This is a genomic window from Corynebacterium ihumii, from assembly GCF_028609825.1.
Taxonomy (GTDB): Bacteria; Actinomycetota; Actinomycetes; order Mycobacteriales; family Mycobacteriaceae; genus Corynebacterium; species Corynebacterium afermentans.
Map to the genome: position 1 here is coordinate 1,677,422 of NZ_CP063190.1, position 20,858 is coordinate 1,698,279.

Consider the following 20,858-nt stretch of genomic DNA (forward strand, 5'->3'; position numbering starts at 1 on the left):
CTACCCTAGTCGGCATGACTAGCCGTTACTTGCGCATCCTCGCCGTGTCCGGTGGCCTTTTTGTCGCCACCGCACCCGCACTGAGCTTTGCGACGGAAGCTCCGCCCGCCCTCATCCAGGCCCAAGCCACCGCCACGAAGGCGTCGCTCGAGCCAGGCCGGCTCACGCAACCGGTGACCGACGACGCCGCTGTGCTCTCGCCTGCCGAGCTCTCCGAGATCGAGGCGGCGATCCAGCAGGTGAGCCAAACCCAGGGCAAGTCCGTGCGCGTGGTGTTTTTGCGCTCGTTCGGGCAGTACACCCCGCCGGAGTGGGTGGATAAGGCCGTGGCGGCGAACGGCTCGAATACCGCCGTGCTGGCGATCTCGCCGGATGAGCGCTTGTACAACGTCGGCGGCGGCGAGGAGTGGACACAGTCCGAGATCGACCGTATGAACGAAGCCGCGCACGCGCAGCTGTCGCAGATGAACTGGTCTTCCGCGGCGTTGAATGCGGTGAATGCGGTGGCGGGCGGGGGCTCGTCGTCAGGCGATGGCGCAGGCGGTGGCGCAGGCTGGCTCGCAGGTGGCCTGGGTGTCGCGGCGCTCGCGGGCGGCGGCGTGTACGCGGCCACGCGCAAGGGCTCGAAGAAGCAGCAGGCCAAGCAGATCGAATCTGCCAAAGCCCTGGACCCGGCGGACACCGACTCGCTGGGACGCCTACCCACGCCGACACTGGAGGAGGTCGCGCGCGACGCGCTGGTCTCCGCCGACGACTCCATCACCCAAGGCAAACAGGAGCTCGAGCTTGCCACCGCTGAGTTCGGCGCGGACCGCGTGCGCCCGTTCACCTCCGCGATGAACGAGGCCACCACCACCCTGCAGCGCGCGTTTGCAACACACCAGAAACTTTACGACGCCATCCCGGAAACCGAACCCGAAAAACGCGCGATGCTGGTGGACATCATCTCCTCGTCCGGCCGCGCAGAACAGGCCCTGCGCGACAAGACCACCGAGTTCAACGAGATGCGCGGCGTGCTCATGCGCGCGCCCGAAGAGGTGGAGAAGGTCCTCGCGCGCACCGTGGACATCCGGGCGCGCCTGGAGCCCGCGCGAGCGACGCTGGCGCAGCTGCAGGGCGAGTACCCGGCGCAGATCCTGGAGTCCATCGTGGACAACGTGGACCTGGCCGAAGCGTCGCTAGACGAGGCGGAAAAGGCCCTCGGCGAGGCCCGCGAGATCGCCGACAAGCCGGCCGGGCGCCAGGGCGCGTTGCTGGACACGCTGGCCGCCGCGACCCGCGCCGTCAACGTCTCCGACACCAACCTCGCCGCCATCGAGCACGCCGAGGACAACATCCGCGCCGCCAAGGCCAACCTGCCGGCGCTGATCTCCGAGATCCGCGGCGAGTTGCGCGAGATCGAGCAGGTCAAAGGCGCGCGTGCGCAGGGTGCGCCTATCGACGTCACTTCGCTCGACACCGTCTCCTCCAAGGCCCAACGCATGCTGGGCGAGATCGGCGACCGCGACGAGACCGACCCGCTGGCCCTCTACCAGGAGCTGACCAGCATGGACGCGGACATCGACGCAGCGCTGGATCGCGCCAAGGGCATCGCCGGCGACCAGTCCCGCGCGCTGCAGCTTTTCGACCAGCAAATGCAAGTCGCAGGCGCCCAAATCCAGCGCGCCGAGGACCTGATCCTCTCGCGCGGGCGTATCATCGGCTCGCACGCGCGCACCCTACTCGCGGAGGCGAAGCGCCAGTACGCGCAGGCCCACCAGCTGCGCGTGCGCGACACCCGCGCGGGCATCGATACCGCCCGCGCCGCCACCGACACCGCGCGCCGCGCCGAGGCCGCCGCGAACGACGACCTGCGCCGCTATCGCGCCCAGCGCAACCGCCAGACCGCGGACTCGTTGGCCAGCGCCGTGCTGTGGGGCTCGATGCTCTCCGGCGGCTTCGGCGGAGGCGGCGGGGGTTTCGGCGGGGGCGGTGGTTTCGGAGGCGGCGGCGGATTCTCCGGCGGACGTCCCTCCAACCGCGGCGGCACCTTCTAGGCGGCCCCAACGCCGCTCCAGCACCGCTCCCCCGCCCCACCCGACAACCCCAGAGAGACAAAGCCAGAGTATGGCCCAAAAACGGGCATACTCTGGAGGGCTTACTCAGGGTTTGCGGGAATGGACAGCGGGTCCGCAGCGGCGCGCCGCGCGAGGCTCAGTAGCGCGTGCGGCGCGCCGGCGCGTCGACGAAGGTCAGCGCCCACGTCATGAAGGCGAGGTCCACCAGCTGGATCTCGTCGAACCCGGCGGCGCGAAGCGTCGGCTCCGCCACCTCGACGCCGAGCTCGCCGGAGGGGAAGCCCCGGGTCACGGCGATGAGCTCACCGCCGCCGTCACGGATCTCGCGCTTCGGGGTGACCGCGCCCGACAGCAGGTCAAAGCCGGAGCGGTTTAAGGTGTAGCGGCGGCCGGCGCAATCCGCGGCGTAGCGCGACACCGTGAACCCGGCTTTGCGCAGCAGGTACTCCTCGTTGGCCGCAACGTCGAAGGCGCGGAACTTCACCGGATTATCGGACGTGATGCGCAAAACGGTCTCGCCCACCGTGATCGTGTCGGGGGTGGATTGGGCGATGGACCTTTGGTCGTCGATAAGCGAAGCTCCCCGCCAAATCACAGCACTGCCACCACCACGACAAACAGCGACAGGAACACCAGCGTGGCAATCAACGCGGTGGAATTGGCCATCTTGCGCGCCTCCAGCATGCTGCGCGTCAGCCACGCCAGGCCCGCAACGTGCACGGGCGGCAGCTGCGTCTCCCCCTCGAACTCGAGAATGGCCTTGCGCACCCCGTTGTGGTCCTGGGTGAACTGGGCGACCTTCTCGCCGCCCGGCCCCTCGACCACCCAGTTCTTGGACGTCTCCGGGATCAGCGCGTACGGGGTGCCGCCCACAACCGCGTCAATGCGCTTCGCGCGCTTGAGACTGTCGGAGGTGCGCACGACCTCTTCACCGCCGCACGTGGCCACCGCGCCCGACTCGGCGTGCGCGGTCAGATCCCAGCTCTGGCCGCACACAATCGCGCGGTCGTGCTTGAACACGCCGAGGACGTCCGGGCCGTCCTCCGCCAAAAGCTTCGGCGCGTCCCGGTTCGAGCGGTCCCAGCTCACATAATGCATGAACGAGAATTTAGCAGCCGATCAGGCGGGCGGCCAGGTAGGACTCCAGCTCCGCCAGCGGCACGCGCTCCTGCTCCATCGTATCGCGCTCGCGCACGGTCACAGCCTGGTCCTCCAGGGTGTCAAAGTCGTAGGTGACGCAGAACGGGGTGCCCGTCTCATCCTGACGACGGTAACGGCGGCCGATCGCGCCGGAGATGTCGTAGTCGACGTTCCAGTGCTGGCGCAGTTTCGCCGCGAGCTCCTCGGCCGGGCCGGACAGCTCCGGCTTCTTCGACAGCGGCAGCACGGCCACCTTCACCGGCGCAAGACGGCGGTCCAGACGCAGCACGACGCGGGTGTCGGTGCCGCCCTTGGCGTTGGGGGCCTCTTCCTCGTCGTAGGCGTCGATGAGGAAGGCCATCATGGCGCGGCCGAGACCGGCGGCCGGCTCGATGCAGTACGGAATCCAGCGCTCGTTGTTCTCCTGGTCGAAGTAGCTCAAGTCCTCGCCGGAGGCCTCGGCGTGGGTGCGCAGGTCGTAGTCGGTGCGGTTAGCCACGCCCTCGAGCTCGCCCCACTTGGAGCCGGAGAAGCCGAAGGCGTACTCGATGTCCACGGTGCGCTTGGAGTAGTGGCTGAGCTTTTCTTCCGGGTGCTCGTAGAGGCGCAGGTTGTCCGGGTTGACGCCCAGGTCGACGTACCAGTTGTAGCGGTTGTCAATCCAGTACTCGTGCCACTTTTCGTCCTCGCCGGGTTTGACGAAGAATTCCATCTCCATCTGCTCGAACTCGCGGGTGCGGAAGATGAAGTTGCCCGGGGTGATCTCGTTGCGGAAGCTCTTGCCGGTGTTCGCGATGCCGAACGGCGGCTTCAGGCGCGAGGACGTCATGACGTTTTTGAAGTTGACGAAGATGCCCTGCGCGGTCTCCGGGCGCAGGTAGTGCAGGCCTTCTTTGTCGTCCACCGGGCCCAGGTAGGTCTTCATCAGACCGGAGAACGCCTTCGGCTCGGTCCAGTTGCCGGGCTGGCCGGTTTCCGGGTCGTTGATGTCTGCCAGGCCGTTTGCCGGCGGGTGGCCGTGCTTTTCCTCGTAGGCTTCCAGGAGGTGGTCGGCGCGGTAGCGCTTGTGGGTGTGCAGCGACTCAACGAGCGGGTCGGTGAACACTTCGACGTGGCCGGAGGCTTCCCACACGCGCGTGGGCAGGATGACGGAGGTGTCAACGCCGACGGTGTCGCGGCGGGATTGCACCATGTGCTTCCACCACTGGCGCTTGAGGTTTTCTTTCAGTTCCACGCCGAGCGGGCCGTAGTCCCACGCGGAGCGGGTTCCGCCGTAGATTTCACCTGCGGGGTACACCAGTCCGCGACGCTTGCACAGGTTAACGACGGTTTCAATCTTTGATGCGGGCATCAACATCTCCTGGTGGGAAAGTGCGTGCAAATTACGGTCAACAGCATAGCCCGCCTTACGCCGCCTCCGGTCACCCGCCCAGTTTGGACATAAGTCCCACTCCGTTAAGACTGTCTTGTATTCTGATGAAATAGATAGCGCATTGGCACTGAGGAAAGGGGACGTCGTGAGCGAACGCTTCCCGTTGACAGACTTTCCAAAGCTTGCGGACGAGGATTTGGACCGCGCCGCTGCGCTGGTGAAGGTGTTGGATTCGAAGACCCGGCTAGAGATTCTGCTGCTGTTGGCCGAGGAAGAGATGGTGGTCCACCAGCTGGTCGCCGAGTTGGAGAAGTCGCAGCCGCTGATTTCACAGCATTTGCGGGTGCTGCGTTCGGCCGGGTTGGTGTCCTCGTCGCGCAAGGGCCGCGAGGTGCTCTACGCGCTGAACCAGCCGGACATCATCTGCATCATCCATGAGTTGGCGTCGTTGGAGACACTCACCGAGGCCCAGGACGAGCTGGCCGAACTGCGCAAACGCAAGCGCAACCGCGACACCGGCCATGCCAGCGGCTCCAGCAGCGCGGCGATCGTCGACCCGCCTACCGCTGTGCGCCCCGAAACGGATCCTGGCCTTGCCCCGCAGACGCCAAAGCCTGTGCGCGACTAGGTAGACTGCAACCGTATGACGCAAACGAACCGCCGAGCGCAATCGCGCCCCGTGCCCAAGCTGGGCCCGCGTATGACGCGCCAGCGCGCCGCCGTCGTGGAGACGCTGCGGGGGCTGGACAAGTTCGCGTCCGCGAAAACCATTCATGAGCAACTGCTTGCCGACGGCGCGTCCGTCGGCCTCACCACCGTCTACCGCACACTGCAATCACTCGCCGAGGTCAAAGCCGTGGACGTGCTGCAGTCCCCCGACGGCGAAACCCTCTACCGCGATTGCCTCACCGGCCACCACCATCACCACCTGATGTGCGCCGAGTGCGGCCGCAGCGAGGAAATCGAAGGCGGGCCCGTGGAGAAGTGGGCCGAGGTCATCGCCGCGCACTACGGCTACGAGCTGGTCGGCCACGACGCCGAAATCTACGGCGTGTGCCGCGCCTGCCAGGCCAAACGCTAACTACTTATCCGCGAACTTGTCCACCGCGCCGCCGAAGCGGCGGTCGCGCTTCGCGTACTCAAGCACCGCGTCCCACAGGTCTTCCTTGGTGAAGTCCGGAAACAACACGTCCTGGTACACCATCTCCGCATACGCGGACTGCCAGAGCAGGAAGTTCGACGTGCGCTGCTCGCCCGACGGGCGCAAAAACAGGTCCACGTCCGGCATGTCCGCGCGGTACAGGTAACGGGCGATGGTTTTTTCGTCGACGGTGGACACGTGAGCGTCGATAAGCTTTTGCACCGCATCTGTGATCTCCGCGCGCCCGCCGTAGTTGACGCACATGGCAAGCGTGAGGCCGGTGTTGTTTTTGGTCAGCTCCTCGGCGACCTCGAGTTCCTCGATGACGCTGCCCCACAGCTTCGGGCGACGCCCGCACCACACCACGCGCACGTTTTTGGCGTGCAGCTCGTCGCGCTGGCGGCGCAGCACCTCGCGCGTGAAGTTCATGAGAAAGTGCACCTCAGAAGGCGAGCGCTTCCAATTCTCGGTGGAAAACGCGTACGCCGAAAGCCATTCGACGCCGCCGAGCTCAATGCACGCGTCGACGGCGTCCATGAGCTTCTCCTCGCCCACCTTATGCCCCTCGGTGCGCTTCAGGCCGCGCTTTTGCGCCCAGCGGCCGTTGCCGTCCATCACCAGCGCGATGTGCTTCGGGATGAACTTCTTGTCAATTCTCGGTGCGCCCATGGGTGCCAATTATGCCTGCTCCATAATCTTGAAGCTTTTCAACCCGGCTTCCAAGTTGTATTGCAAGTGCGCCACCGTTGCGCGGTGAATCTGCGCCACGCGTATCGACGACACGCTGCCGCCCCGCTCCATCAACCACATCTCGTGCAACGTTTCAGGATGGACATCCATGGAGCCCGGCGGGCGGCAGTTGTTGCACACCGCCCCGCCTTGGCTGGCGTTGAACGCCTTGTGCGGGCCGGGCGCGCCGCAGTTCGCGCAGTCGAACAGGCTCAACCCCCAGCCGGCGTGCTCGGTGGCCTTCAGGATGAACGCGTCGAGGACCATCGTCGGGTGCTGGTCCGTCTGCAGGTTCGTCAGCGCGTCCTGGACCAGGGCGAACAGGGTGGGGTCGGCCTCGTCGAAGCTGAGCTTTTCCGCTGTCTCCATCACCGCGCAGGCGGCGGCGTAGCGGTCGAAGTCGTCGATGATGCGGGCACCGAAGTAGGTCACGGTGTCGGCGGATGCGATCGTCGAGAGGCCGCGGCCCGGGTAGATCAGCGCGTCGACCTCCACGAACGGCTGCAGCCGCGACCCGAAGCGGCTCTTCGCCTTGCGCACCCCCTTCGCCACCCCGCGGACAAGCCCGTGGTTCTTGGTGAGCAGGACCACCACCCGGTCCGCCTCCCCGAAATCGTAGGTGCGCACCACGAACGCGCGGTCGCGCCAATTCGGGCGCGGAGCTCTAGAGGCAGCCTTAGAAGCCAAGCCGGCCCAGCGCCTTCGGGTCCTGCTGCCAGTTCTTCAGCACCTTCACGCGCACGTCCAGGTAGACGTTTCGCCCCGTCAGCTCGATGATCTGCTTGCGGGCGCGGTGCACGATGCCGCTCAAACGCCGCCCGTCCGGGCCTTCGATGATGCGTTTTTGGCCCGGGCGCTCCAGGTAGAGCACAGCGTAGATCATGGTGCGCTGCGGGTTGTCCGGGTCCGGGTGCATCTCGTCGATTTGGACGGCGACGGAGTGCGGCAGTTCGTCGCGAAGCCCCTGCAGCGCCTCCTCCCGGATCAGCTCCGCGATGCGCGTTTCCATGTCCTCGTCGGTGGTGTGGTCCTCGGGGTAGAAGCGCGGGCCCTCTGGGAGCTTATCGACGAGCACGTCAAGCAGCGTATCCACCTGAATCTGCTGGGTGGCCGACACCGGCACCAAATCCGCGTCTGGGCCCAACAGCTCGTGCAGCTCCAGCAGGCGCTCGCCGACGGTGTCCTTGGTGGTTTTGTCCAGCTTGGTCACGATGCCCACAATCGGAGTGTTCGGCTTCGTCTCCCGGATCTGCTCCAGAATGTAGCGGTCGCCGGGGCCGATCTTCTCGTCCGCAGGCACCGTAAACCCGATGACGTCCACGTCGGCGAAGGTGTCCTTGACCACGTCGTTGAGACGCTCGCCCAGCAGCGTGCGCGGGCGGTGAATACCCGGGGTGTCCACGACGATGACCTGCGCGTTATCGCGGTTGATCACGCCGCGGATGGGGTGGCGGGTGGTTTCCGGCTGATCCGCCATAATCGCGATCTTCTCCCCCACCAGCGCGTTCGTCAGCGTGGACTTGCCGGTGTTCGGGCGGCCCACAAAGCTGACGAACCCCGACCTGAAGCCCTCCGGGGTGTCAGTGAAGCCGCTGGCGTCGGCGCGCTCGACATCGTTCGCGCTGGCGTCTGCGGGCAGATCGTCCGGGAAATCGGGGAAGTCGTTCATGGCCTGGGATTCTACCTGTCAAGCCCTGATTGGTTTAGCTGTGGACAACCGTGTTGTGGCGGCGGCTTTTGGCGGTGCTTATCCACAGATTTTGATTTGGGTCTTGTTCGGGTTGCGTGGCCGCCATAGCTTCTGGGCCATGAACTTCACCGACTTTGTCACCGCAGGCGTGGGTGTCCTCGCCGACTTCGACCGCGACATAGCCATGGCCGCCGGCCTGTCCACCGGCCGGGTGCGCGACCTGGCACGGGTGCACCACACCTACTTTGGGCCGACCCAGTTCACCCGCAAACAACGCGACGCATTGGCTGCCGCCGAGGGCTTACCGGTCGACCAGCTCGTGCACATCGAGAAAAAGTTGCTCGCCGTTGAAGGAGCCGCCGAGCGCTGGCGCATCCGCTTAGACCTAGTGCGCCACCGCGGCTCGTATCGGGCCTTAACCAAGCGCATCAAACGGCTGATCAAACAACCCGTCAAACCAGCCCCACCCTCGTGCAGGTTTAGCCGCTCCAAGGCGGGCATGCGCACCATGATCCTGACCTACAACGAGCGCGACCTGGCCGATCTTGAGCACCTGCTGCGCAAACTCATCGACGCCGACGACCCAGCCGCCGCCCAAATGGCCCACACCCTCATCAGCATCCTGCGCGACGGCAAAGGCATACCGAAGGCGAACTTCCGGCCGATCATCCTGGTGCCGATCGCCGACTGGGCCCGCATCCAATCCGGCCACGCAGACGAAGTCACCCTGATCTGCACCGACGGCACCACCATGACAGGGGCCGAATACATGGAACACGAATTCGGCGACATCCTCGAAGTCGCCGCGTTCCACCCCCAAGAAGGCCCCGTCAACCTCTACCACGCAAAGCGCTGCGCCACCCCCAAACAAAAGACCATGTCGAAGCTGCTCTGCCCGTCGTGCGCGTTTCCCGACTGCAAACACTCCGCCGAAACCACCCAAACACACCACATCAACGCATGGCGCTACGGCGGGATGACCAACATGGACAACCTCGCCGAACTCTGCCCCTTCCACAACGGGGTCAACGCCGACAACCGGCACGGCCCGTTCGGCTACATCGACAACCCCAACGCCCGCATCCACTGGGTCGCACCCAACGGCACCAAAGTCCCCATGACCACCCCAGGCGCGATGGAGCTGCTCTTCGACTAACCACCACACACCGAAAACCCGCCCCAAAAGGGCGGGCACATCGGCATGCCCAAAAGCGGCTAGAGGGCCTCGACCTCGAATTGGAGCTGCGGGTTGGCGTAGAAGTCCTGCGCCTCCACCAGCTTGAGCTCCGGCGAGTCGGCCTCGAGGGTCACGCGCAGCAGGTCGTAGACCGAAGACGCCGTCTTGGCCAGCGCGTCCTTCGCGTCGCGGCCGCGGAGGTAGTGGCCGGTAAACAGCGCGGCAGTGACGTCGCCGGATCCGTTGCGCTTAAACGGCAGGCGCGGGGTGCGCACGATCCACTTACCGTGGTCGTCGACGGCGATCATCTCCACCGCGTCCTCGGGCGTCTCCGGGCGCTTAACCGACGTGACCAGCACGGTGGACGGGCCCATCTCGCGGGCGGCGTCGACGGCGGCCAGGGTGGAATCCAGGTCGGTGACGTCGCGCTCGGTCAAATACCCCAGCTCGAACTGGTTCGGGGTGATAATGTCCGCCGCCGGCACGATCGTGGAGCGGAACAACGGCGGGATCGTGTCGGCGACGAAGCAGCCGGACGTCGCCGAGCCCATCACCGGGTCGCAGGTGTAGAGCGCGTCGGGGTTCTCCGCCTTGATGTCGCGCACGGTGCCCACGATCACGTCGGCGATTTCGGGGGATGCCTGGTAGCCGGTGAGGATGGCGTCGATAAGCGGGAATGCGCCCCGGTCCTTAACGCCTGCGAGCACCGCGGCGACGTCCTCGGCGGGGATGATAGGCCCGCCCCACGCGCCGTAACCGGTGTGGTTGGAGTAGTTCACCGTATACACCGGCCACACCTCGTGGCCGATGCGCTGCAAAGGAAAGACCGCTGCCGAGTTGCCGACATGGCCATACGCGACAGCGGACTGGATGGAGAGAATGTTGCTCATACGAGCATTTTAGAGCTCCGGGGACACCAGGATCTTCACGGCGGTCTCGTTGCGGTTGATCAGGGTGTCGAAGCCCTCGTCAACGACACCGTCGAAGCCGATCTTGCCGGTGATGAACGGCTTGAGGTCGACCTTGCCCTCCTCGACGAGCTTGATGGTCTGCTCGTGGTCGTGGGCGTAGCCGATGATGCCGCGGATGGTCAGCTCCTTCATCACCACGGCGTGGATGTCCAGCTCGGCCTTCTTGGACCAGATGGACTCGACGACCAGGGTGCCCTTGAGCTTCAAGCAATCGACGAGCTGGTCAAGCACGACGTTGACGGAAGTGCACTCGAAGGCAGCGTCGACGCCCTTGCCGTCGGTGATCTTCTGCACCTCTTCCTTGAGGTCCTGCTTGGACGGGTCGATGGCGTGGTCGGCGACACCGGCGTCGAGGGCCTTCTGGCGGCGCAGCTCGGACAGCTCGGAGACGATCACGGTGCAGCCGTACGCCTTAGCGACGGCAGCCGTGAGCACGCCAATCGGGCCAGCACCGCCGATGAGGACCACGTCGCCCTCGCCGGCCTCGGAGGCGACGAATGCGTGGTGGCCGACGGACAGCGGTTCGATGAGCGCGGCCTCGTCCAGCGACACGTCGTTGCTGATCGGGTGGACCCAGCGGCGCTGCACCGCGACCTTCTCGGACAGGCCGCCACCACCACCGGCAAGGCCGATGAAGTTCACGTCCGGGTGGAGGTTGTACGGGCCCGGCTCCTTCGGGTCGACATCGTCCGGAAGCACGTACGGCTCGACGACGACGTGCTGGCCGACCTCAAGATCGTCCACGCCCTCGCCCAGCGCGGCGACGACACCGGAGAACTCGTGGCCGAGGGTGACCGGCGGCTCCTCGCCGGTGATCGGGTGCGGGTGGCCCGGCTTCGGGCAGAAGATCGGGCCCTCCAGGTACTCGTGGAGGTCGGTGCCGCAGATGCCGCACCAGGCGACGTCGATGAGCACCTCGCCCTTGCCTGCCTCCGGTGCGTCGATCTCCTCGACGCGGATGTCCTTCTGGCCGTAGTAACGCACAGCGCGCATGTGAAGCTCCTCTCGGTGAAAAACCTGCTTACGCGTACTATTCTACCGAAAAATAGGACTAATCGCCGGGCAGCGGCTCTGTGGGCTCGGCCACGGAGACCAGCACGGTGCGGGTCTTCACCCGGCCGCGGCGGTCGCGGCCACCCTCGGCGGTGTAGCGCACCCCGGCGCGGAGAATGGAGGCGCCCGGCAGCGGCACACGCCCCAGCTCATACGACAACAGCCCCGCCACCGTGTCGACGTTGTCGGTGACGTCCTCGGGGTACTCCAGCTCGTAATCCAGGTTGTCGGCAAGGTAGTCCACCAGGTCGTCCAACGGCAGGCGCGCCTGGACGCGGAACAGGCGCGGCTCCACCTCGGTCACCGGGGCTTCCTCGTCCTCGTCGTACTCGTCGGTGATTTCGCCGACGATTTCTTCCAGCAGGTCCTCCATGGTGAGAAGGCCGGCGACGGTGCCGTATTCGTCGATAAGCATCGCGATGTGCGTGTTCGACTGCTGCATCTCTTTGAGCAACACGTCCAGCGGCTTCGAATCCGGGAGGAACAGCGGCTCGCGCATGAACTCGGTGATTTCGGTGGCGGGGTCGAGCGGGGTGCCACGGTCGTCGAACATGTCCTTCAGGTACGCCACGCCGACGATCTCGTCGACGCTCTCCCCGATCACCGGCACGCGCGAATGCCCAGAGCGCACCATGAGCGCGGTGGCCTGGCGGGCGGTTTTCTCGCCCTCGATCCACACCATCTCCGGGCGCGGCACCATGACCTGGCGCGCGTAGCTGGACGCGAGGTCGAAGATGTTTTGGATCATGCGGCCCTCGGTGGTTTCCACCACGCCCTTTTCCTGGGCGACCTCGACCATCTCGCGCAGCTCGACCTCGGTGGAGTACGGCCCGTCGCGGAAGTCCTCGCCGGGGTGGAACAGGTTGCCAACCCAAATCAATAGCTTTGCGACGGGCCCGAGCACCGCCTGGAACACCCCCAAGCCCTGGGCCGCTTTGAGCGAAATGGTGTAGGGGTTGCGCTTGCCCGCGGTGCGCGCGAACACCCCGACGATGGAAAATTGCAGCAGCGTGACGACGACCACCGCCACCGCGATCGCCCACCCGTCGGATTCGAGCAGGTCCATGGCGAGCATCGCAGCGGTGACAGACGCGAGAACATCCAGAACCGTTTTGACCAGGACAAGCGTGTTGACGTGGTTCGCGCGGTGGTCCACCACCCGCAGAAGCGCCTCCGCGCCCGGGGTGTCGTCTTTGACCATGCCCTCGACGCGGGCGCGGGAGATCGGCGCCAGCGCGGACTCGATCGAGCCGAGCAGACCGGACAGCAACAGCGCGGCGATGGTGATGGCCGCGTAGACGAAGGTCAGCGTCACTCGGCGCCGCCAATGTTGCGCTGCATCAGCTTGTCCAGCTCATCGCGGTCCGCGGCCGACGGGAAGGCGTGCGCGCCGGTCGGCTTCGGCTGGTACTCCACGCCGCGGCGTTTCAGGTCGTCGTACCAGTCCGCCAAGATCTCGTTTTGCAGGGCGAACATCTCGCGCTCGTCTTTCGGCTCGATGTGGTCGTAGCCCAAAAGGTGCAGCACGCCGTGGACGGTGAGCAGCGCCATCTCGTGCGCCAGGTCGTGGCCGGCCATCTCCGCCTGCTTGCGGTCGTAGGCCGGGCACAGGATGATGTCGCCGAGCATCGCCGGCCCCGGCATTTCCGCGTCGGGGCGGCCGCCGCCGGGGGTCAGCTCATCCATGGGAAAGCTCATCACGTCCGTGGGGCCCTCCAGGTCCATCCAGCGCACGTGCAGATCTGCCATCGTGGCTTCGTCCACGAGCGTGATGGTGGCTTCGGTTTCGGGGTGGACGTCCATGGAGCGCATGGCGAACGACGCGACGTCGATAAGCATCTGCTCATTGACCTCCGCCTCGCCGGACTCATTTAGCACTTCAATGCTCACTGGTTCGCCTCCGCTTCCCGCTCGGCCTCGATCGCCTGCTGGCGCTTCTCGTAGCGCAGAGCGTTCTGCGCGTCGTGGCGGTCGTACGCTGCGACAATGCGCGAAATCAGGTGGTGGCGCACCACGTCGCCGGCGCCGAGCTCCTGGAACGAAATGTCGTCGATGTCCGCGAGGATGCGCCGCGCCACGCGCAAGCCAGAGACGGTGCCGCGCGGCAAATCCACCTGGGACGTATCACCCGTGACCACCATCTTCGAGCCGAAGCCGAGGCGGGTGAGGAACATCTTCATCTGCGCGCCGGTCGTGTTCTGCGCCTCATCCAGGATGACAAACGCGTCCGAGAGCGTACGCCCGCGCATGTAGGCCAGGGGCGCGACCTCGATGATGCCGGCCTCGATGAGCTTCGGAATGGCCTCCGGGTCCATCATGTCGCGCAGCGAGTCGTATAACGGGCGCAGGTACGGGTCGATCTTGTCCGAAAGCGTGCCGGGCAAAAAGCCGAGCTTCTCGCCCGCCTCCACCGCCGGGCGGGTCAAAATGATGCGCTTGACCTCTTTGTTCTGCAGCGCCTGGACCGCCTTCGCCACCGCGAGGTACGTCTTGCCGGAGCCGGCGGGGCCGATGCCGAAGGTGATGGTGTTGTCGTCGATCGCGTCGACGTAGGCGCGCTGGCCGGCCGTCTTCGGGCGGATGACCTTGCCGCGGCGCGAGATGATCTCCTCGCCGAGGATGTCGGTCACGGACCCGGGCGCCTCGGCCTCCATGATGCGCACCGCCTGGATCACCGTGTCTACCCCAAGCGGGACGCCGCGGCGCGCCATGGACTCAAGCTCCTCGACGACGCGCAACGCGTGCGCCGCCTGCTCCGCGTGCCCCTTGACGGTCAGCTCGGTGCCGCGGGCATGGAAACCCACCCCGAGCTGGTCCTCTAGAACCCGCAGGTTGTCGTCGTTGATCCCCAGGACGGACTGTGCGTACGCCGAGTCGAGTTCGACCTTGCGCGTCACCATTTCTTCCATGGGGGCCAACCCTACCAGCGGGAGGTCAACGCCCCGATGGCGCAAAGCCCCGCAAACGCCGCCGAGGCGGTGCGCAGCACCTCGGGCCCGAGCCTGACCGGGCGCGCGCCGAGGACCTCCAGTTCGTCGTCGCCGATGCCGCCTTCGGGCCCGACGATCAGCCACACGTCTTCGCCGAATTCGACGTCGCGGATTGAGTCGGTGGCGTCCTCGTGCAAAACCAACGCGCTTCCTGCCGGAAGCGCGCCGAGCAGAGCGGACAGTTGGTTCGTGGTCACCGGGTCGCGCACCTCCGGCACCCACGCCCGGCGCGCCTGCTTCGCGCTGGCCAAAGCCTGCGCGCGCCACTTCTCCACCTGCTTGGCCTGCTTGTTCGCCGGCCACCGCGCGATGGTGCGGTGCGAAATCCACGGCACGATTCGGTCGGCCCCGGCCTGCACAGCCAGGTCCACGGCCAGCTCCGCGCGCTCGCCTTTGGGCACCGCCTGCACCACCGTCACGCGCGGCGTGGGTTGCGGCACGAACTGCTGCTTTTCGACAACTCCGTCAACCCGACCAGGCCCCACCGACGTGACGCGGGTGACGGCGGTGGTCCCTTGGCCGTCGATAAGCATGATGTGCTCGCCGGGCTGAATGCGCTTGACGTGGGCGTGCTTGGCCTCCGCGCCGGTGAGTACCCCGGCGGCCGGGTCCTCGGTGAGGAAATACGGCAGGCTCATCGGCGGAAGCGGTCACGCATGCGGGAGAAGAAGCCCTCGCCGTGCTCGTCGGACTCGACGTGGACCTCCGGGTTGTCCGGGTGGCCGTCGCGCAGGTCGGTCAAGGCGGCGCGCTCTTCGTTGGTCAGGGCGGTGGGCACGGTGACCTGGACGTGGGCGATCATGTCGCCGGCGCCCTCGGCGCGCAGCCGCGGCATGCCCTCGCCGGGCAGGTGGATGGTGTCGCCGGGCTGGGTGCCGCCGGGCACGTCGATGGTGGTCTGCTTACCGGCCAGGTTGTCCACGGTGAGCTCAGTGCCAAGCGCTGCGTCGTACATCGGCACGGTCAGGCGCACGTGCAAGTCGTTGTTCTCGCGCACGAACACCGGGTGCGGTTTGACCTGCACCTCCACGTAGAGGTCGCCGGCGGGGCCGCCGCCGTGGCCGACCTCACCTTGGTCCGCCATGCGGATGCGCATGCCCGAGTTGATGCCGGCCGGGATGTTCACGGTCAGATCGCGGGTGGCGCGCACGCGGCCGTCGCCGGCGCACTGGGTGCACGGGTCCTTGATCACTTCGCCGTAGCCGTGGCAGGTGGGGCACTCGCGGGTGGTCATGACGTTGCCCAAGAACGACTGCTGCATCTCCTGGACCTGGCCAGCGCCGCCGCAGGTGCCGCAGGGCACTGGCTTCGCCTCGGTTTTGGAGCCGGTGCCGTGGCACTTCTCGCACAGCACGGCGGTGTCCACGGTGACGTCCTTTTTCACACCCGCGAAGGCTTCTTCGAGCGTGATGGCGGTGCGCAGCAGCGCGTCGTTGCCCGGCTGCACGCGCGAGCGGGGCTGGCGGGCGCCGCCGCCGAAGAACGCCTCGAAGATGTCGCCGAGTCCCCCGCCGCCGAAACCGGCAGCGCCACCCATGCCGCCGCCGGCTTCCATCGGGTCGCCGCCGCGGTCCACGATCGCGCGCTTCTGCGGATCCAGCAGCACCTCCTGGGCCGCCGCGATCTCCGCGAACTTCTCGGCCGCCTCCTCGGACGGGTTGACGTCCGGGTGGTACTTGCGCGCCAGTTTGCGGTACGCCTTTTTAATCTCCTGCTCGGTGGCTTCCTGGTCCACGCCGAGGATGCCGTAGTAATCGCGAGCCATATCTTCCCTTCTATTCGCCCCGCAAGATGCGGCTGATGTAGCGGGCCACGGTGGCAACCTTTTGCATGGTACCGGGGTAGTCCATGTGGGTCGGACCCACTACCCCGAGGCCGCCGAGTGCTTCGTCGCCCGAGCCGTACGCTGTTGTAACAATCGAGGCGTGTGAAAATTCCTCGTCCTCGTTTTCGCGCCCGATGCGCACGCTCACCCGCTCGAGCTCTTGTGCGCCGGCCAGTAGCTTCAGCACCACCACCTGCTGCTCAAGCGCATCAATCACGCCCTGCAAGCCTCCCGACGGCACGACCAAGTTCGACGAGCCCGCAATGATCAGCCGGTCCGGCGCCGCGTCCACCAGCGTGGTGATCAGCACTTCTGCGGCGCGTGAGGTGGGGTCGGCGAGGTGGGGCGGAGCTTTCGTCGATAAGCGAGAAAGCGCCTCGGAGGCGTCGCGCATGGTTTGGCCCACTAGGGCCTCGTTGAGCAGGTCGCGCAGCAGCCGCACTCCCTCCGGCCCGATCGGCGCCGAAAGCTCCACGTTGCGCTGGTCCACACGCCCCGCGTCGGTGATCAGCACGAGCAGCAGCCGCGTCGGAGTGAGCTCCACCACCTCGCAGTGCTTCACGCGCGAGACGGTCAGCGTGGGCAGCTGCACCACCGCCGCCTGGTTGGTCAGCTGTGCGAGCAGCTGCACCGAGCGGCGCAGCACGTCCTCCAAATCCACGCCGTTTTCCAAAAAGTCCAAAATGGCGTGGCGCTCGGCGGCGCTCAACGGCTTGACGTCGTGCAGCGCGTCCACGAACGCGCGGTAGCCGGCCTCGGTAGGGATGCGGCCCGACGAGGCGTGGGTCTGCGAGATGTAGCCCTGCTGCTCCAGCACCGCCATGTCGTTGCGCACCGTTGCGGACGATACCCCCATCTTGTGACGCTCCACCAGGGATTTCGACCCCACCGGCTCCTGGCTGGCAATGTAGTCCGCCACGATCGCGCGCAGCACCGCTTGGCGCCGCTGGTCCGCAGTACCCATAACGCCTCCTTACTCGGCTGCCAGGATATCGGTGATGATGCCGTCTGCAAGCAGCCGGCCGCCATCTGTCAGCCGCAGCCTGTCGCTTTGCTCCAGCAGCCCCGCGCGCACATGCCTATCGACGACCTCCCGTGCCCCCGCCCCGACCCAAGCTGCCGGGATACCTTCTTTCAGCCGCAGGCCGAGCATGACTGCCTCGGTGTGGGCCTCTTCGTCGGTGATGGCCTCGCGGTCCTGGATGGGCAGCGTGGCGCTGGCAAGCAACTGCGCATACGTTTCGGGGCGTTTGACGTTGAAGAAACGCTCGGCGCCGATGAAGCTGTGCGCGCCCGGGCCCGCGCCCCACCACTGCTGGTTGCGCCAGTAGATGAGGTTGTGGCGACACTGCCCGCCCGGCTTCGCCCAGTTGGAGACCTCGTACCAGTCATAGTCGTGGGCGGCGAGCGTGTCGGCGATGATCTCGTAGCGGTCCGCGTAGACGTCCTCCTTGGGCGCGGGCAATTCGCCGCGGCGGATCTTGCGGGACATGGCGGTGCCGTCTTCGACGATGAGCGAATACGCGCTGACGTGGTCGACGTCCGTGGCCAGGATGGCGTCGAGAGTGCGGCGGACGTCGTCGTCGGTTTCGGTGGGCGTGCCGTAGATCATGTCCAGGTTCACGTGCGCGAAACCGGCGTCGCGGGCCTCGCGGGCAGCGGCGACGGCGCGGCCCGGGGTGTGCTGGCGGTCCAGCACACGCAGCACCGGCGTAGAGGCGGACTGCATGCCCAGGGAGACGCGGGTGAAGCCGGCGTCCAGCAGTCCCGCGAAGTAGCCGGGGCTGGTGGATTCCGGGTTGGACTCGGTGGTCACCTCCGCGTTTGCTGTGAGTCCGAACGTGTTGCGGATGGCGGTGAGGATGCGCCCGAGCCCGTCGGCGCCGAGCAAGCTCGGGGTGCCGCCGCCTATGAACACGGTGTCGGCCTGGGGCATACCGCGCGCGGCGGCGAGCTCGAGTTCGCGCTCCAGGGCATCTAAGTACTGGGCGTGGGAGGAATCCACCTCAGTTGGGGTGTAGGTGTTGAAGTCGCAGTACCCGCAGCGCGTGGCGCAAAACGGGACGTGGACGTAAACGCCGAATGAATCCATGGCCTTAAGGCTAGGCGCCGCGGCGGGAACGCTTCGCGGCGACCTTGGCCACGATCCGGTCGATGCGGGCGCGCTCCTCCAAAAACTCCGGCGGGTTGGACCCGCGCATGGTGCGCACGAACGCCGGGTGGTCCAGGCAGACGGTCTCCACCCAGCCCACCACGGCCTCCTCGACGATCTCGCCGACACGGGCGTACATCTGCGGCAGCGACACCACGCCGAGCTCGCGGGCGACCATGTCGGTCTGCTCCAGGCAGTAGGACACGATCTCGCCTAAGTGCTGCACCACCAAGTCAGTGCGGCCGGTCAGCGCGTCCTGCATGGTCTGCACCGAGAACGGGGCTTTCAGGGGGAAGAGGTCGTTCAAACCGGAGGCGTCGAGAAGCTCGGGCTCCGGAATGCGCTCCTCCGGTTTCGCGCCCGCGGACAGGTGGCCGGCGGCGCGGCCCGAGGTCAGCGCCTGGCGCAAACCGATCAGCTCCGCCACCACGCGGCGGGCGTCCTGGCGCGCATCGTCGACGATCTCCACGAACTCGGCGAGGCAGTCTTCGGTGAGCTCGCCGTCGTAATCCGCGATGGCCTCAGCGAGGTGCTCGGTGTACTCCGCCACCTCGTCGCCGATGTTGTAAATCTCCTGCGTGAGCTCGCGGTGCCGCAGCACGGCGGCAGTCTTGTGCATCGCAAGCCCTCCTTGGAAACGCCTGTGGGAAGTGACAAATTGGCATGCTATGCCACAGGCTCAAAGTAGGAAGGAAGGCGCGCCGAACTAGCGCTGATACAGCTTGTCGATGTCGTCCTGGAAACGCTGGAACACCACGTTGCGCTTGACCTTCATCGTCGGGGTCATCTCGTCGTGCTGCTCGGACAGGTCGCGGTCTAAGATGCGGAACTTCTTAATCGCCTCGGCGCGCGAGACGGTGGCGTTGGCCAAGTTCACCGCGTCCTGAACCTCCGCGCGCAGCGCCGGGTCCTGGGCGAGCTCGGAGACCTTCTTGTTCGCCGGGATGTTGCGGTCGGCCTTCCAGCGCTTGAGCTCTTCCTCGTCCAGGGTGACCAGCACGCCGACGAACGGCTTGCCGTCGCCGACCACCAGCGCGTTCGCGATCAGCGGGTCCTGGCGGATGATCTCCTCCATCGGGCCGGGCGAGATGTTCTTGCCGCCGGCGGTGACGATCAGGTCCTTCTTGCGGCCGGTGATGGACACGTAGCCGTCGTCGTCCACCTCGCCGAGGTCGCCGGTGTTGAACCAGCCGTCCGTGAGCGTCTCCTCGGTGGCGGCCGGGTTGCCCCAGTATTCGTGGAACACGCCGGGACCTTTGAACTCGATCTCGCCGTCGTCGTTGATGCGCACCGAGTAGCCGTTGACCGGCCGGCCCACCGTGCCGATCTTGTTGGCGTGGGCGTTGTTCACGCACGCCGCCGCGCACGTTTCGGTCAGGCCGTAGCCCTCGTAGACCGGCACGCCCATGCCGCGGAAAAAGTGCGACAGATCCGCGCTCATCGCGGACCCGCCGGTGATGCCGTACCAGACGGAGCCACCCATGGCCTCCTTGATTTTGCCGTAGACGATCTTGTCGTAGACCGCCCGCTTCGCCTTCTGCAGCCGCGACGGGCCTTCAGCGGTGTCCAGCGCCTTCGAGTACTCGATGGCGGCCTTCTCGGCCTCCAAGAACATGCGCTTGCCAATCGCGGAGCCGTCGGCGGCCTTGTTGTAGGCGCCCTCGCGCACCTTCTCAAACACGCGTGGCACGCCCACGACCAGGTTCGGGCGCACGCGCTGCAGCTCCATTGTCAGCGTTGAGGTGTCGGACCAGTGCGACTGCGTCGCGCCCGAGATCGTCCACGCCAGCGACACCGCGCGCGCCAGCACGTGCGCCAGCGGCAAAAACGTCACCATGCGCTGGCCGGGGAAAGACACCGAGCCGATCTCGTTTTCCAGAAGCGCCCAGCACTGGTACGCCCAGTTGCCGTGGGAAATCTCCACGCCCTTCGGCCGGCCGGTGGTGCCGGAGGTGTAGACGATGGAGCCGAGGGTTTGGTGGCGGGTGGCGGCGACGCGTTCGTCGATAAGCGATTGCTCGACGTCGCGCCCCTCAAACTTCAGCGTCTCCACGCCCGCGGCGTTGAACTCGTAGATGCGCTCGAGCTTTGATGGGGAGTCCGCGAACTTCGGCTTGCCCGTCTCGTCCAGCAGAAACGGGCTCATCAGCTGGGTGTGGTCGCGCGTTTCGGTAAAGGCAATTTTCGCGCCGGAGTCCTCCAGGATCCACTGGATCTGGTGCATCGAACTCGACGGGTAGATCGGCACCGAGGCGGCGCCGGCGGCCCAGATGGCGAAGTCCACCAGCGACCACTCGTAGCGCGTCGACGACAAAATGGCCACGCGGTCCCCCGGCTGGATCCCGGCGGCGACGAGCCCCTTGGCGACCTCGTAGACCTCCTCCAAAAACTCCGCCGCCGTGACCGAGACCCACTCGTAGTTGCGCGGCCGGTAGTACAGCACCAGGTGCGGGCTCTGCTCGCAGGTGCGAATCAGCCGGCTGAGGCACGTGTCCGTGTCTTTGAGCGTGAATCCAAGTTCCGTGGTGTGCGCGTTTGAAGGCATGGTGCCCAAGACTACC

General features: G+C 66.3%; 21 protein-coding genes. 4 read left to right on the plus strand and 17 right to left on the minus strand.

Annotated elements, in window-relative coordinates; translation table 11 throughout:
- Nucleotides 1–14: 14 nt before the first annotated feature.
- Nucleotides 15–2,036, plus strand: a complete 2,022-nt coding sequence (locus CIHUM_RS08165; protein ID WP_034998331.1) for a TPM domain-containing protein — start codon at nucleotides 15–17, stop codon at nucleotides 2,034–2,036.
- Between the two features lie 157 nt (nucleotides 2,037–2,193).
- Here CIHUM_RS08165 and CIHUM_RS08170 read toward each other — a convergent pair whose 3' ends face one another.
- From CIHUM_RS08170 to CIHUM_RS08180, 3 genes are read right to left on the minus strand one after another with little or no spacing between them, the layout of a single operon-like run.
- Nucleotides 2,194–2,652 carry a hypothetical protein gene (locus CIHUM_RS08170; protein ID WP_034998328.1) on the minus strand — a complete coding sequence of 153 codons (459 nt, stop codon included), beginning with the start codon at nucleotides 2,650–2,652 and terminating at the stop codon, nucleotides 2,194–2,196.
- A complete protein-coding gene (locus CIHUM_RS08175) occupies nucleotides 2,649–3,155 on the minus strand; it encodes a hypothetical protein (RefSeq protein ID WP_034998327.1) in 507 nt (168 codons plus the stop codon). The genes CIHUM_RS08170 and CIHUM_RS08175 overlap by 4 nt, the downstream gene beginning before the upstream one ends.
- 10 nt (nucleotides 3,156–3,165) lie before the next feature.
- Nucleotides 3,166–4,548 carry a glycine--tRNA ligase gene (locus tag CIHUM_RS08180; protein ID WP_034998324.1) on the minus strand — a complete coding sequence of 461 codons (1,383 nt, stop codon included), beginning with the start codon at nucleotides 4,546–4,548 and terminating at the stop codon, nucleotides 3,166–3,168.
- Nucleotides 4,549–4,714: 166 nt separating this feature from the next.
- Here CIHUM_RS08180 and CIHUM_RS08185 point away from each other — a divergent pair, with 166 nt between their 5' ends.
- Together CIHUM_RS08185 and CIHUM_RS08190 are read left to right on the plus strand one after the other, a co-directional pair.
- A complete protein-coding gene (locus CIHUM_RS08185) occupies nucleotides 4,715–5,197 on the plus strand; it encodes an ArsR/SmtB family transcription factor (RefSeq protein ID WP_243427132.1) in 483 nt (160 codons plus the stop codon).
- Between the two features lie 15 nt (nucleotides 5,198–5,212).
- A complete protein-coding gene (locus CIHUM_RS08190) occupies nucleotides 5,213–5,650 on the plus strand; it encodes a Fur family transcriptional regulator (RefSeq protein ID WP_051106328.1) in 438 nt (145 codons plus the stop codon).
- Here the strand turns inward: CIHUM_RS08190 and CIHUM_RS08195 are convergent, their stop codons facing one another.
- The 3 genes from CIHUM_RS08195 to era are packed head-to-tail and all read right to left on the minus strand — an operon-like array spanning nucleotide 5,651 to nucleotide 8,108.
- A complete protein-coding gene (locus CIHUM_RS08195) occupies nucleotides 5,651–6,379 on the minus strand; it encodes an isoprenyl transferase (RefSeq protein WP_034998321.1) in 729 nt (242 codons plus the stop codon).
- A gap of 9 nt (nucleotides 6,380–6,388) precedes the next feature.
- Complete coding sequence (recO, locus tag CIHUM_RS08200) at nucleotides 6,389–7,126, minus strand: DNA repair protein RecO (protein ID WP_034998319.1); 738 nt, start codon at nucleotides 7,124–7,126, stop codon at nucleotides 6,389–6,391.
- Nucleotides 7,116–8,108, minus strand: coding sequence for a GTPase Era (gene era, locus CIHUM_RS08205; protein WP_034998316.1), 993 nt, complete (start codon nucleotides 8,106–8,108; stop codon nucleotides 7,116–7,118). Before era ends, recO begins: the two co-directional genes overlap by 11 nt.
- A gap of 139 nt (nucleotides 8,109–8,247) precedes the next feature.
- On the opposite strand from era, the gene CIHUM_RS08210 reads away from it, so the two are divergent.
- Complete coding sequence (locus CIHUM_RS08210) at nucleotides 8,248–9,285, plus strand: HNH endonuclease signature motif containing protein (protein ID WP_051106327.1); 1,038 nt, start codon at nucleotides 8,248–8,250, stop codon at nucleotides 9,283–9,285.
- A gap of 59 nt (nucleotides 9,286–9,344) precedes the next feature.
- Here CIHUM_RS08210 and pdxY read toward each other — a convergent pair whose 3' ends face one another.
- The 11 genes from pdxY to CIHUM_RS08265 form a co-directional block, all read right to left on the minus strand.
- Nucleotides 9,345–10,196: a pyridoxal kinase PdxY gene (gene pdxY, locus CIHUM_RS08215; RefSeq protein WP_034998311.1), complete on the minus strand. Its 852-nt coding sequence runs from the start codon at nucleotides 10,194–10,196 to the stop codon at nucleotides 9,345–9,347.
- Between the two features lie 9 nt (nucleotides 10,197–10,205).
- Entirely contained in the window at nucleotides 10,206–11,270 is a 1,065-nt protein-coding gene (locus CIHUM_RS08220; protein WP_034998309.1) for a 2,3-butanediol dehydrogenase, read from the minus strand.
- A gap of 58 nt (nucleotides 11,271–11,328) precedes the next feature.
- Nucleotides 11,329–12,645, minus strand: a complete 1,317-nt coding sequence (locus CIHUM_RS08225; protein WP_034998307.1) for a hemolysin family protein — start codon at nucleotides 12,643–12,645, stop codon at nucleotides 11,329–11,331.
- Complete coding sequence (ybeY, locus tag CIHUM_RS08230; protein WP_034998305.1) at nucleotides 12,642–13,220, minus strand: rRNA maturation RNase YbeY; 579 nt, start codon at nucleotides 13,218–13,220, stop codon at nucleotides 12,642–12,644. The genes CIHUM_RS08225 and ybeY overlap by 4 nt, the downstream gene beginning before the upstream one ends.
- The gene (locus CIHUM_RS08235) at nucleotides 13,217–14,239 is read right to left on the minus strand and encodes a PhoH family protein (protein WP_034998303.1); all 1,023 of its coding nucleotides are present in this window, start codon (nucleotides 14,237–14,239) and stop codon (nucleotides 13,217–13,219) included. Before CIHUM_RS08235 ends, ybeY begins: the two co-directional genes overlap by 4 nt.
- Nucleotides 14,240–14,250: 11 nt before the next feature.
- Nucleotides 14,251–14,958 carry a 16S rRNA (uracil(1498)-N(3))-methyltransferase gene (locus tag CIHUM_RS08240; RefSeq protein WP_034998301.1) on the minus strand — a complete coding sequence of 236 codons (708 nt, stop codon included), beginning with the start codon at nucleotides 14,956–14,958 and terminating at the stop codon, nucleotides 14,251–14,253.
- Nucleotides 14,955–16,085 (minus strand): molecular chaperone DnaJ, encoded by a 1,131-nt coding sequence (gene dnaJ / locus CIHUM_RS08245; RefSeq protein WP_273680195.1) that lies wholly within the window; start codon nucleotides 16,083–16,085, stop codon nucleotides 14,955–14,957. Before dnaJ ends, CIHUM_RS08240 begins: the two co-directional genes overlap by 4 nt.
- Before the next feature lie 10 nt (nucleotides 16,086–16,095).
- Nucleotides 16,096–17,109, minus strand: a complete 1,014-nt coding sequence (gene hrcA, locus CIHUM_RS08250) for a heat-inducible transcriptional repressor HrcA (RefSeq protein ID WP_034998299.1) — start codon at nucleotides 17,107–17,109, stop codon at nucleotides 16,096–16,098.
- Between the two features lie 9 nt (nucleotides 17,110–17,118).
- Nucleotides 17,119–18,237, minus strand: coding sequence for a radical SAM family heme chaperone HemW (gene hemW, locus CIHUM_RS08255; protein ID WP_034998298.1), 1,119 nt, complete (start codon nucleotides 18,235–18,237; stop codon nucleotides 17,119–17,121).
- Nucleotides 18,238–18,247: 10 nt separating this feature from the next.
- Nucleotides 18,248–18,916, minus strand: a complete 669-nt coding sequence (locus tag CIHUM_RS08260; RefSeq protein ID WP_034998297.1) for a hypothetical protein — start codon at nucleotides 18,914–18,916, stop codon at nucleotides 18,248–18,250.
- Nucleotides 18,917–19,003: 87 nt separating this feature from the next.
- Entirely contained in the window at nucleotides 19,004–20,842 is a 1,839-nt protein-coding gene (locus CIHUM_RS08265; RefSeq protein ID WP_034999149.1) for an AMP-dependent synthetase/ligase, read from the minus strand.
- Between the last annotated feature and the right edge of the window lie 16 nt (nucleotides 20,843–20,858).